Genomic DNA, 13,025 nt, shown 5'->3' with positions numbered 1-13,025 from the left:
CATGGATCCGCGCGGCATCAAGCTGGCGCTGCTGATGGGACCGGTGCCGGTCGCCGCCCCGCGCGAGGTCGTCGACGCGCTGGTCTCGGCCAAGGTCGAGGCCGGCTCCGGCGACGCGCAGGGTGGCTTCGAGCTGACCTTCGAGCTGCCGGCGCGATCGCCGCTGCGCACGCTGTTCCTGATCAGCGGCGGCGGTGGCGGTGTGCCGCTGATGCGCGTGGTGCTGGTGGTGACGATCAACGGCAGCGACGAAGTGATCGTCGACGGCATGGCGACCAACGTGAACACCGTGCCCGGCGAGGGTGGCGTTGGCCGGCTGGTGGTCAAGGGCAAGGACCTCTCGGCGCTGATGGACGTGATCGAGATCCCGGGCCTGCCGTTCCCGGCGATGCCGCCGTTCGCGCGGGTGCTGCTGATCCTCGCCAAGTACGCGGCGCTGGGCGTGATCCCGAAGGTGATCCCCGGCATCGCCGACGAACCCCCGCTGCCGACCGACCGCATCCCCACCCAGCAGGGTTCGGACTACGCCTACATCAAGCGCCTCGCCGACGAGGCCGGTTACGTGTTCTACCTCGAGCCGGGCCCCGCGCCAGGCACCAGCTTCGCCTACTGGGGGCCGGAGATCCGCGTCGGCGAGGCGCAGCCGGCGTTGACCACCGGCATGGACGCGATGACCAACGTCGAGCAGATCAGCTTCAACTTCGATCGCGAACGCAAGAAGATGCCGATCGTCTATTTCCAGGAAGGCAACAGCAAGGTCGGCATCCCGGTGCCGATCCCCGACATCAGCCCGCTCAACCCGCCGCTGGGCGCAGTTCCACCGCTGCCGCCGAAGATCGAGAAGCTCACCGACACCGCGCACCTGAGCGTGGCCGGCGCGCTGGCCAGGGGGCTCGCGTTCGCGGGCCGCAACAGCGACTCGGTGTTCGGCACCGGCCAGCTCGACGTCGCCCGCTACGGCCGCCTGCTGAAGTCGCGGCGCCTGGTCGGCGTGCGCGGCGCCGGGCTGCCGTTCGACGGCCTCTACTACGTGCAGAGCGTCAGCCACCAGATCGAGCGCGGCTCCTACAAACAGGGCTTCTCGCTGGCGCGCAACGGCCTGGTGTCCACCGTCCCGGCGGTGCCGGTATGAGCGGCGGGCGCTTCTACGGCAAGTTCCGCGGCTCGGTGCGCAGCAACATCGATCCGCTGATGAAGGGCCGGCTGATGGTCGAGGTGCCGGACGTCGGCGGCAACCTGCTCAGCAGTTGGGCGATGCCCTGCCTGCCGGTGGCGGGCATGAACATGGGCATGTTCACCGTGCCGCCGATCGGCGCCGGCGTGTGGGTGGAGTTCGAGCGCGGCGATCCGGACTACCCGGTCTGGGTCGGCGGCTTCTATGCCGAGGCCGACGTACCGGTGATGGCGCGCATGGTGCCGCCGGGCGTCTCCGGCATCACCCTGCAGACGCTGGCGAAGAACGGCCTGGTCATCAGCGACGTGCCCGGCCCCACCGGCGGCATCCTGATCCAGACCAGCACCGGCGCGATGATCTCGGTCAGCGACACCGGGATCCTCATCTCAAACGGCAAGGGCGCGACGATCAACATGACCGGGCCGACCGTCGACATCAACCTCGGCGCGCTGACGGTGGTGTGAGATGCCGATGCCCATCCTCCACCTCGGCGCCACCGTCCTGTGCATGCACGCCGGCAACGCCGTGCCGACGATGCCGTTTCCGCGGGTGAGCGTGTCCGCGCAGCCGGTGGTACAGGTGACGACGCCCTACGTCATCGCCGCCTGCACCCAGGCCAGCGTGCCGGCACCGTTCTGCGCCACCGGCCAATGGGTCGTCGGCGCGACACGGGTGCTGGCAGGCGGCTTGCCGGTCGCGATCGTCGGCGGCACCGCGCTGTGCGTGGCCACCGGCACCGGCATGCAGGCGGTCGCGACGCAGACCCGCGTGCTGGCGACCTGAGGAGCAGCCCGATGGCCCATCTCGACTTCCCCTATCGCCTCGACGGCCGCGGCCGCACCGCGCAGACCTTTGAGCCCGACCACGTGCGCGACCTGATCGAGCAGGTGCTGCTGACCGCGCCCGGTGAGCGCGTGATGCGTCCCGACTTCGGTGCTGGCCTGCTGCAGCTGGTGTTCGAACCCAACGGCATCGCGATCGCTGCCACCGCGCAGATGCTGGTGCAGGCCGCGCTGCAGCAGCACCTGTCGCATCTGATCGTGGTCGATGCGGTGCGGATCAACAACGACGACGGCGCCCTGCGCGTCGACATCGACTACCGCCTGCTGCGTGACGGGGCCAGCGCCCGCGCCAGCATCGACATCCCGGGAGGCCGCGCATGAAGTACCACTGCTGCGATCCGCGCCGGCTCGAGGTGCTGCGCAGTTCCGGCAGCGCCAACGCGATCGACTTCCTCGAAGTGCTCGACCGCGCGGCGCGGCCCGGGGTCCCGCGCCAGCGCACGCTGTTGGTGCGCCTGCTGCACGCGGGCTTCAGCCTGTCGCCCGACAACCTGCGGATCAGCGGCGGCGAGCGCATCGCCACTGTCGGCATCGTCTGGTGTGCGGCGGCGGACGCGCTCCCGGTCGAAGCCGAGCCCGGACTCGTCGATGGCCTGGACGACCCCGCGCGCACCCTGGTCATCCGCACCACCGGAGAAGGCGATTTCTCGCGCTATACCCTGTCGCTGGTCGCCAACTCGGGCACCGATGCCGCGCCCCCCGGCTTCGATCCGCTGCTGTCGCAGGTCGGGTTTTCCTTCAAGGTCGAATGCCCCTCCGATTTCGACTGCGCGCAAACGCCGCCCTGCCCGCCCGCGCCCGTCGCGTCGCCGGACATCGGCTACCTGGCGAAGGACTACCCCGGCTTCCGCAGGTTGATGCTCGACCGCATGGACCTGCTGGTGCCCGGCTGGCGCGAGCGTTCGGCGGCCGACCTCGGCGTCACCCTGGTCGAGCTGCTGGCCTACGCCGCCGACAACCTGTCCTACCGCCAGGACGCGATCGCCAACGAGGCCTATCTGGCCACGGCGCGCAGGCGCGTCTCGGTCCGACGCCATGCGCGGCTGGTCGACTACCACCTGCACGATGGCTGCAATGCGCGCGCCTGGGTCCACCTGCGGCTCGCCGAAGGCGCAGGTGATGTACGCCTGGCGCGCGGCAGCGTGCTGCTGAGCCGCGTCAGCGGACCGGGCAGCGTGATCGAACGCGGCAGCCGCGAGGAACGCGATGCGCGGGCGGCAGGCCCGGTCGTGTTCGAGACCGCCCATGCCGCGACGCTGCGCGCGTCCTGCAACGAAGCCACGTTCTACACCTGGGGCGACGCCGGCTGCTGCCTGCCGCGCGGCGCGACGGACGCCACCTTGCGCGACCATCCACCGCTGCAGGTGGGCGACGTGCTGGTATTCATCGAAACCCGCAGCCCGACCACCCTGTCGGAAAGCGATGCCGACCGCAGCCATCGCTGGGCGGTGCGCCTGACCTCGGTCGAACACGGTGGGGATCCTTCAGGCGGATTGTTCGACGAGCCGCAGGCCGACGAGCCACGCGATGTCACGCGGATCGCATGGGATCCGGCCGATGCGCTGCCGTTTCCGCTGTGCCTGGGCGTCGAGGCGCATCCGGAGCTGCGCTTCGCGGTCGCCCTGGGCAACATCGTGCTGGCCGACCACGGCCACACGCTGCCGCCCGAAGCACTGCCGCCCGTGCCCGATGCCGTGCGCCGGTACGCACCGGTCGCGCGCGGGGCGGACCGCTGCGGCGCGCGCGGCGCGGTGCCCGTGCCGGTGCGCTACCGTCCCTGGCTCGCGCAGCTGCCGGTGACGCAGGGATTCGAGCTTGCCGGGCTGCTGGCCACGCCGCCGGGATCGGAGCAGGCGCCGTTCTGGCCGGCCAGCCAGCTGCTTGCGCTCGACGCAAGGCATGCGCTGGCGCAGATCGTGTTGCGCGAGGAGGACGAAGAGGCGCAGTCGCCTCCGTGGACTGCACGCCACGACCTGCTCGGCAGCGACGCCACCGCGCCCCATTTCGTGGTGGAGGCCGAGCACGATGGCCGCACGCGCCTGCGCTTCGGCGACGACCGCCACGGCGAGCGGCCCAACGCCGGCACCCGCTTCCACGCCCACTACCGCATCGGCAACGGCGTGGCCGGCAACATCGGTGCCGAGGCGCTCGCGCACCTGGTGTTCGATCCGGCGCTCTACGCCGACGATCCCTCGGCCCTGCCCGACCCCGCCAGCATCGTCGGGATCGGCAATCCGATGCCGGCCGCCGGCGGCACCGCGCCCGAGGATGTCGAAGCCGCGCGCCGCGACGCGCCGCATGCCTTCCGCGTCCAGGAACGCGCGGTCACCGCCGCCGACTACGCCGCCGCCAGCGAGCGCAGCGCCGAGGTCGGACGTGCCGCGGCGACGTTCCGCTGGACCGGAAGCTGGTACAGCGTATTCGTCAGCGCCGATCGCCCGGGCGGCGCCGCGGTCGATGCGCCGTTCAAGTCGCGGCTGCGCCGCCACCTCGAACGCTTCCGCATGGCCGGCTACGACCTCGAGGTCGACACGCCGCGCATGGTTCCGCTCGACGTCGCCCTGCATGTCTGCGTCGCGCCCGGCTACTTCCGCAGCGACGTCCTCGCCGCCGTCGAGCGCGTCCTCGACGCGCGCACGCATGCCGACGGCAGCCTCGGCCTGTTCCACCCGGACCACTTCAGCTTCGGCGATCCGGTGCACCTGAGCGGCATCGTCGCCGCCGCGCAGGCGGTCGAGGGCGTGGCCGCGGTCCGCATCGACCGCTTCCGCCGGCTGGTCAACGGCAGTGACGCCTCGCTGGACGAAGGCGTGATCCGGCTCGACCGGCTGGAGATCGCGCAACTGGCGAACAACCCCAACTTCCGCGAGCGCGGCCGGCTTGCCCTGTCGGCGGGAGGCGGGCAATGAGCGCACTGGTCCCCAACGCGAAGGCCGGCGCGGTCGCGTCCGCCCCGGGCAGCGAGGCCTGCGGCTGCTGCGAAGGCATCGAAGCCGCCACGCCGCAGGCGCACGCAAACCGCCACGGGCTGGATGCGGTGGACTACCGCATCGGGCGCTACGACGACTTCCGATCGAGCCTCGTCGATGGGCTCTCGAGCTCCGGGTTCCCCGCACTCTCGCGGCTGCTCACGCGCGATGCCGACGACTTCACGCTCGGCCTGGTCGATGCCTTCGCCTGCAGCGCCGACGTGCTCACCTTCTACCAGGAGCGGATCGCGCGGGAATCGTGGCTGCGCACCGCGACCGAACGCGTGTCGCTGCAGGAAATGGGCAGGCTGATCGGCTACCGCCTGCGCCCGGGTATCGCCGCGGAGACCTGGCTTGCATTCACACTGGAGCCGCCGCGCGAGCCGCCGCCCAATGCGCCCAGGGAACCGGGCATGTTCGTCACCGGCATCCCCGCCGCAGTGACGCTGGCCGCCGGGCTCAAGGTCCAGAGCGTGCCCGGGCCCGACGAAAAGCCGCAGAGCTTCGAGACCGTGGAGGCCGTCGACGCGCGCGCGGAGTGGAGCGCGATGCGACCGTGGCTGTCGCGCCCGCGGCTGCCGGCGCAGGGCGATCGTTCGGCCTGGCTGCAGGGCGTCGCCACCGGGCTCAAGCCGGGCGATGCGCTGCTGGTGGTCGGCGCCGAGTTCGAGGCGAACCCCATGAGCAACCGCTGGGATTTCCGCATCCTCAGCGAGGTGCGGCCCGAGCCCGAACACGACCGCACCCGGGTGTCGTGGAAGCGCGGCCTGGGGTCGCTGTCGCCCGCGATGTCGCCCGCCGGCAACGACGTGCGCGTGTACGCACTGCGCCAGCGCGCCTCGGTCTTCGGCCACAACGCACCGATGTGGCGGACGATGCCGCAGGCGTTCCGCGATGCATACGAGGGCAAGTCGCCGAAGAGCGTGTTGCAGATCGCCGCGCACACGGCACGGGCTGCAGTTGGCCAGCCGATTTTCGGCGAGGCGAAGCCCGCGCTCGATCCCGACCGGTACGCGATCGGTTTTCCCAGCTGGCCGGACTTCGTGGTGTCACCCGAAGGCGCGACCGCCAACGGCGGCCACGTCGACCTCGATGCCGCCTACCCCGCGATCGCGCCGGGCGGCTACGCCGTGCTGGCCTACGGCGCCTACGATGCGGCGAGCGAGCCGGCGCCGGGCGACACCTATGTCGAGCTGTACCGCGTCGACGGCGCCACCGAAGTCTCTCGTGACGAGTTCGCGCTGTCAGGCAAGTCGAGCCGGTTGCGCCTGGCCGGGGACCAGTACGGCCGGTTCGTCGGCAGGGTCCGCCCGCTGAAGGTGTTCGCGCAATCGGAGGAACTGCGGCTGGCCGAGTATCCGGTCACGACCGCCGTGACCGGTGACGAAATCCCGGTCGCGGTGGCGCCGGCGGGCCTGGCGAAGGGGCGACGCATCATCGTGCAGGGCGTCGCGGCCGACGGGCGCCGGATCGTGCACCGCGCGTCCCTCACCGCACCGGCGCGTGCGCGCGATGGGTTTGCACTGCTCGACATCGCCCCGCCCCTGCCGCTCGCGCTGGCGCGCGAATCGGTCACCGTCGCAGCCAACGTGGCCCTGGCCCGTCACGGCGAAACCGTCGCCCAGGTGCTGGGCTCGGGCAGCGCCAGCGAACCGCACCAGCGCTTTGAACTCAAGCACGCACCGCTGACGTGGCGCTCCGCGGCGAACGAACTCGGCGCCGCCAGCGAGCTGACCGTCCGTGTCGGCGGCATCGAATGGCAGCAGCGCGACACCCTGCATGGCGCGGGCCCGATCGACCACGCCTATACCCTGCGCAGCGACGAAGCCGGGCGCGACTGGCTGCAGTTCGGCGACGGCGAGCGCGGCGCGCGCCTGCCCAGCGGCAGCCAGAACGTGCGCGCCAGCTATCGCAAGGGCGTGGGCATCGAGGGCAATGTCCCCGCCGAATCGCTGACCCAGCTGATGACACGTCCGCTCGGCCTCAAGGGTGCCGCCAATCCCGGCGCCGCGGAAGGCGGCACCGGCCCCGAGCCGGCCGCGCAGGCGCGCAGTTCGATGCCGCTCGGCACGCGCACCCTGGGACGGGTGGTCTCGCTGCTCGACTACGCCGACTTCGCGCGAGCCTACGCCGGCATCGCCAAGGCCAGCTCGCAGGTGCTGCAGCTGGCGCACGGCAACGTGGTCGCGATCACCGTCGCCGGCCAGGACGGTGCCGTGATCGGCGAGAGCAATCCGGTATGGTCCAACCTGCGCGATGCGCTTGCAGCCAACGGCGACCCGCACGTGGGCATCCGGTTGATGGCGCACCAGGCCAGCACGTTCCACGTCGGCCTGCGGGTGAAGTGCCATCCCGACCACGAGGCGGGCGCGGTGCTCGCTGCGGTCGAGGCGACGCTGCGCGATGCGTTCTCGTTCGAGCGGCGCGAACTCGGGCAAGCGCTGCAGCAGTCGGAAGTGATTTCGGTGGCGCACGCCGTGCCGGGCGTGGTCGCGATCGACCTCGACCTGCTGTATGGCGGCACCGCGCCGCATGCGCAGACGCTGCGTTCGCGCCAGGTCCGGCTGCTGGCATCGCGGATGCGCGTGGCCGGCGGCCTGCCACGGCCGGCGGAGCTGCTGACCCTGCACCCCGGCCCACTGGCAAGACTGGAGGCGATGCCATGAGCCTCGACGCCGCCCGCCTGTACGCCCTGCTCCCGGCGATCCACCGCATCCGTGACGCGGCCGAAGGCGAACCGCTGCGCGACCTGGTGGCACTGTTCGCGCGCGAACTCGAGGCGCTGGAGGAGGATCTCGAGCAGCTCTACGACGACCAGTTCGTCGAGACCTGCGCCGACTGGGTGGTGCCCTACATCGGCGACCTGATCGGCTATCGCCCGCTCGCCGGCATCGACGCCGACGTGGCGTCGCCACGCGCCGAGGTCGCCAACACCATCGCCTACCGCCGCCGCAAGGGCACCGCGCTGATGCTGGAGCAACTGGCCGCCGACCTGACCGGCTGGCCGGCGCACGTGGCGGAGTTCTTCGAACAGCTCGCGACCACCCAGTACATGAAGCACCTGCGGCCCCACGCGCCCGCGACGGCCGACCTGCGCTCGCAGGCTGCGATGCGCGCGCTCGGCGGCGCCTTCAACACCACCGCCCACACGCCCGACATGCGGCGCCCGCAGGCGGGCGCGGACCGTGGCGGCGGACGCTACAACATCCCCAACATCGGCATCTTCCTGTGGCGGTTGCTGCCGCTGCCACTGAGCAGCGTGCCGCTGGTACCGCATCCGGGCGATGCCTCCGGCACGCGGTTCCGGCTCAACCCGCTCGGGGCCGACCTCGCGCTGTTCCGGCGACCGCGCAGCGAAGCGTCGATCGCGACGCTGAGCGCGCCGTCGCACGTGGCCGCGCCACTGGACGTGCGTGGGATGGCCGCGGCGGTGCGCGCAACCCAGGCGCTGCCCGCGGATGCGCAGGCGGCCGCCGACGATGACGACTACGGCCCCGGTGAAAGCCTCGTGCTGCTGCGACCCGGCGCGGAAGCGGGCAGCTGGCAGCCGGTGCCGGTGGCTCAGATCGTCGTCGCCGACCTGCGCGATGTCGGCGGCGGCGGCTGGAACCACCAGGACGCGGTGCCGGATGGCGTGATCGCGATCGATCCGGAGCGCGGCCGCATCGTGCTGGGCGCCGATGTCGAACTGCCGCTGCGCGCCAGCTTCCACTACGGCTTCGCACGCAGGATCGGCGGCGGCGAGTACGAACGCGTGCCGGATGGCGAGACGCTCGTGCCGCAGCAGACAGCGTCTGACGCCGAAGACCTGCAGCCGCACCTCGACGCGATCGCCGGCGGCGGCCGCCTGCTGATCGGCGACAGCCTCGGCTACGCGGCCCCACCGCAGTTCCAGGTGGATGCGCCGGCGAATCCCGACGCATCCGCCACCGTCGTCGTCGCCGCGCGCAACAGCGCACGCCCGCTGCTGGTGGCCACGGGCGATATCACCCTCGACATCGGCGCGGCCGCGCAGCTGGTGCTCGAAGGCCTGGTCCTCTCCGGCGGCGCGCTGGTGCTGCCCGCCGCCGCGGACGACGCCCGCCGCACCCTGGTCCTGCGCCACTGCACCCTGGTGCCCGGGATCTCCCTGTTGCCCGATGGCAGCGCCGATTCGCCCGATGCGCCGAGCCTGGTGATCGAGCACCCGTTCGCCAGCGTCCGCCTCGAACACTGCATCACCGGCGGCCTGCGCGCGGCGGCCGGCGCCGAGGTGGAGATCGTCGACAGCATCGTCGACGCCGGGGCGCCCGCCTCGGTCGCATATGCCGCGCCCGATGGCGCAGGCGCGGGCGGCACCCTGATGGTGCGCGGCAGCACGATCGTTGGCAAGCTGCATGCGCGCATCATCGAACTGGCCTCGGACACGATCTTCCACGCCGCGCTCGCCGAAGGCGACGACTGGATCGCGCCGGTGCGCGCGCAGCGCACCCAGCAGGGCTGCGTGCGCTTCTGCTGGTTGCCGCCCGATTCGATCGCGCCACGCCGCTACCGCTGCCTGCCCGACGATGCCCATCCCGGCGTGCGCCCGCACTTCAACGCGCTGCGCTACGGGCAGCCCGCCTACATGCAACTGCGCGCGAGCACGCCCGCCGCGATCCCGCGCGGCGCCAGCGACGAGGGCGAGATCGGCGTGATGCACGCGCTCGCCCAGCCTCAGCGCGAAGCCAACCTGCACATCCGCCTCGACGAATACCTGCGCCACGGACTGCGCGCGGGGATCTTCCACGCCACCTGATCCTGTCCTCGAATGGAGCCTTCCCATGGCCACCGACCTCTCCCGCATCCGTCATGATCCCCTGCTCGACTGGTCCGGCGTGCAGCTCAAGCAGGGCGGCGTGCTGCTCGACGCGGACGCCAACGAACTGGTCGCGGTGCTCGACCGCCGCCTGCGTGCGCTCGCCAGCGACGTGCTCGGGCGCGCGACCGTGTCGCAGACCACCCCCGACGCCTTCCGCATCACCGCCAGCGCAGGCAGCCTGGAGATCGGCCGCGGCCGCCTCTACGTCGACGGCCTGCTCGCCGAGAACCATGGCGGCGGTGAGCTCGCATTCGATCCGCTGCTGGCCGAACCCCACGCCGTCGACCCGCTGGCCTACGACGCGCAGCCCTACCTGCCCTCTCCCCCCGGCCTGCCCGAGGCCGGCCGCCACCTGGTCTACCTGGACGTGTGGAACCGCGAAGTCACCGCGCTCGAAAACCCGTCCCTGGTCGAAAGCGCGGTCGGGGTCGACGCCAGTTCGCGGCTGCAGACCGTGTGGCAGGTGCGCCTGCTCGACGAGACGCTCGACGCCGGCACCAGCTGCGCCACGCCCGACGCCGAACTTCCCGGCTGGAGCGCGCTGATCGCGCCGGCGGAGGGCCGCCTGAGCACGGGCACCTACGAGGTGCCACCGCTGAGCGATCCCTGCGAGCTGCCGCCCACCGGCGGATACCGCGGCCTGGAGAACCAGCTCTATCGGGTCGAGATCCACGACCCCGGCCTGCCCGGCGCCGGCGCGACCTTCAAGTGGTCGCGCGAGAACGCCAGCGTCGGCGCGCGCGTGGCCGCATACGTGTCGTCGACCGAACTTGAGCTCGAGACGCTCGGCCGCGACGAGGTGCTGGGCCTGCATGACGGCGACTGGGTCGAGATCCTCGACGATGTGCGCGAGTTCGCGCAGCGGCCGGGCGAACTGCGCCGGCTCTCGATCGCCGACCCCGGCAACCGCCGCGCCAGCTTCGCGCCCGCGCTGCCGGCCGACATGCTGCCGCCGGCCTTCCCCGACGACGCCCTGCCTGCGCAGCGCAACCTGCGCGTGCGCCGCTGGGACCAGGCCGGCAAGGTGTTCCGCGTGACCGGCACCGGCACCACCGCACAGGTCCAGGACCTCGATGCAGCGGGTTCCACCGGCCTGATCGCCGTCCCCGCCGCAGGCATCGAGCTGATCCTGGAGCACGGCGTGACCGTGGCGTTCTCCAGCGTCGGCAATCGCGGCTTCCGCCGCGGCGACTGGTGGACGTTTGCCGCGCGCACCGCCGATGCCAGCGTCGAGGCGCTTGTCGCAGCACCTCCGCGCGGCACCCACCACCACCACGCGCGCCTGGGCATCTGGGACGTCGCCGCAGGCAGCGTCAGCGACTGCCGCACGTCCTGGCCGCCCGCCGGCGGCGACGACTGCGGCTGCAGCCAGTGCGTCACCCCCGAATCGCACGCCAGCGGCCAGCTGACCATCCAGGGCGCCGTCGACCGCCTGCGCGACCGCGGCGGCACTGTGTGCCTGACCCCGGGCAACTACGCGCTGCAGGAGCCGGTGTTCCTGCGCGGCGCGCGCGCCATCACCATCCGCGGTCAGGGCGCCACCACGATGGTCACCGCGCCCGGCTCGGCCTTCGTCATCGAGACCGGCATGGCGATCTGCATCGAAAAACTCTCCGTGCTGTCGGCCGGCCTGGAATCCGCTATCCGCATCCAGACCGCACTCGGCGTGACCCTGCGCGAGCTGCTGGTGTTCGTCTACGACGGCATCCGCGACCGGCGCAGCGCCGCGGTGGCGCTGTCGGGCCTGTGCGCGGCAATCACGATTCGAGACAGCCTGTTCATCGCGCCCGATGGCATCCGCACCGAGACCGGCAACGAGGGCGGCCCCGCCTTCGCCCTGCTCGGTGCGCTGGCGATCGAACACAACATCCTCTCCTGCCAGCGCAACGGCATCGCCTTCGACGGCAGCGTCGGGCACCTGTGGGACACCCGCATCGGCGACAACCAGTTCACCCAATGCCCCTCGCACGGCGTGCTGGTGCGCGGGCTGGCCACCGCAGGCAGTTCGCTGCGGGTGGAGGGCAACAACCTCAACCTGCGCGGCCACGGCATCGTCTGCGGCACCGGCAACGCCTGGATCGACGGAAATCGCGTGCACGGCACCGGCGACACGCCGCATGTCGACGGCAACGACGGCATCGCCCTGGTGCCCGGGCTCGACCGCGCCGGTGCGGCGCAGGTGCACGTGCTGGCCAACCAGGTCAGCGGCTTTCGCAACACCGGCATCGCGATCCGCGCACGCGTCGGCGACCTGATCGTCAAGCTCAACGTGGTGCGCGACTGCGGCAACGGCATCGTCATGACCGAGGACGCCGAGTCCGATTCGGCCAGCATCGAGAACAACCACGTGCGCGACATCACCGGTGCGCCGGGCGAGGCCAAGGCCACGATCGTCGCCGGCATCGCGGTGCTGCGCACCGCCGCGGCCACCATCGCCGGCAATCAGGTCCGCGAAATCGCCCGCGGTGGCGAGCAGCGCGTCTCGCTGTCGGCCGGCATCGTCGCCACCGGCGTCAGCCGCTCGCGCATCCACGGCAACGAAGTGAGCGGCATCGGGCCGGTGGGCGATTTCGCCGGCGCGGGCGTCGGCTTGCTGGTGCAGGCGCCACTGGACCGCACCGAGATCGCGCACAACCAGGTGCAGCGCGACGACGGCACGCAGGCCGGCACCAGCCCCTGGTACGCCCTGCTGGTGGGCGGCGTAGGCGCACGCGTGGCCAACGAGGCCGTCGCCGACGTCGACCTGAGCGTTGCCGCCGCAGCCGTGCACCACACCGTCAACCTGTCCACCGTGCGCCTGGACGCGCGCCGCACCCTGGTGCTCTCGGGCGACCGCGCCTATATCGCCACCGCCGCAAGCGATCTGTTCGCGGCCTCGGTGCTGGCGCGCGGATCGGTGGCCACCGTGATCGGCAACATGCTGCTCGCGCGCGGCGGCTCGGTCGCGGTGGAGGTGCAGGCCGGCGCCGAAATCATGTTCAGCGACAACTGCTGCGAACTGTTCGACAACGGCGAGAACCCGGCCGTGCGCCTGCGCGCCCCGCTGCTGGTGATGAGCGCCAACCGCGCCCGCAGCGTCACCAAGCCGACCGTGCAGCTGGCCGCCCAGTCCGTCGCCGCCGTGGGCAACATCACCAGCCACGGCATCGAGCCGCTGCCTGCGCAGTGGACCGCGCTCAACATCACCGCCTGAAGGAGCA

At 71.8% G+C, this 13,025-nt stretch carries 8 protein-coding genes; all 8 read left to right on the top strand.

Features of this window, described 5'->3' with window-relative positions; all coding sequences use genetic code 11:
- The first annotated feature begins 1 nt into the window (after position 1).
- From ACW5EG_RS06405 to ACW5EG_RS06370, 8 genes are read left to right on the top strand one after another with little or no spacing between them, the layout of a single operon-like run.
- A complete protein-coding gene (locus ACW5EG_RS06405; protein ID WP_457021097.1) occupies positions 2 to 1,132 on the top strand; it encodes a hypothetical protein in 1,131 nt (376 codons plus the stop codon).
- Positions 1,129 to 1,638, top strand: a complete 510-nt coding sequence (locus ACW5EG_RS06400) for a phage baseplate assembly protein V (protein WP_457017932.1) — start codon at positions 1,129 to 1,131, stop codon at positions 1,636 to 1,638. Before ACW5EG_RS06405 ends, ACW5EG_RS06400 begins: the two co-directional genes overlap by 4 nt.
- 7 nt (positions 1,639 to 1,645) lie before the next feature.
- Entirely contained in the window at positions 1,646 to 1,957 is a 312-nt protein-coding gene (locus ACW5EG_RS06395) for a hypothetical protein (protein ID WP_457017931.1), read from the top strand.
- An 11-nt stretch (positions 1,958 to 1,968) separates the two neighbouring features.
- On the top strand, positions 1,969 to 2,337 hold the full coding sequence (locus tag ACW5EG_RS06390; protein ID WP_457021096.1) for a GPW/gp25 family protein: 369 nt from the start codon (positions 1,969 to 1,971) through the stop codon (positions 2,335 to 2,337).
- Positions 2,334 to 4,925, top strand: coding sequence for a putative baseplate assembly protein (locus ACW5EG_RS06385; RefSeq protein WP_457021095.1), 2,592 nt, complete (start codon positions 2,334 to 2,336; stop codon positions 4,923 to 4,925). Before ACW5EG_RS06390 ends, ACW5EG_RS06385 begins: the two co-directional genes overlap by 4 nt.
- Positions 4,922 to 7,651: a putative baseplate assembly protein gene (locus ACW5EG_RS06380; protein WP_457021094.1), complete on the top strand. Its 2,730-nt coding sequence runs from the start codon at positions 4,922 to 4,924 to the stop codon at positions 7,649 to 7,651. The genes ACW5EG_RS06385 and ACW5EG_RS06380 overlap by 4 nt, the downstream gene beginning before the upstream one ends.
- Positions 7,648 to 9,762: a hypothetical protein gene (locus ACW5EG_RS06375; RefSeq protein WP_457021093.1), complete on the top strand. Its 2,115-nt coding sequence runs from the start codon at positions 7,648 to 7,650 to the stop codon at positions 9,760 to 9,762. Before ACW5EG_RS06380 ends, ACW5EG_RS06375 begins: the two co-directional genes overlap by 4 nt.
- Positions 9,763 to 9,787: 25 nt before the next feature.
- On the top strand, positions 9,788 to 13,018 hold the full coding sequence (locus tag ACW5EG_RS06370; RefSeq protein ID WP_457021092.1) for a DUF6519 domain-containing protein: 3,231 nt from the start codon (positions 9,788 to 9,790) through the stop codon (positions 13,016 to 13,018).
- Positions 13,019 to 13,025 lie beyond the last annotated feature (7 nt).

The sequence above is a fragment of the Luteimonas sp. A611 genome, from assembly GCF_054072715.1.
Note: the sequence above shows the minus strand (reverse complement) of the source record. Positions and strands in the feature narration are given on the sequence as shown.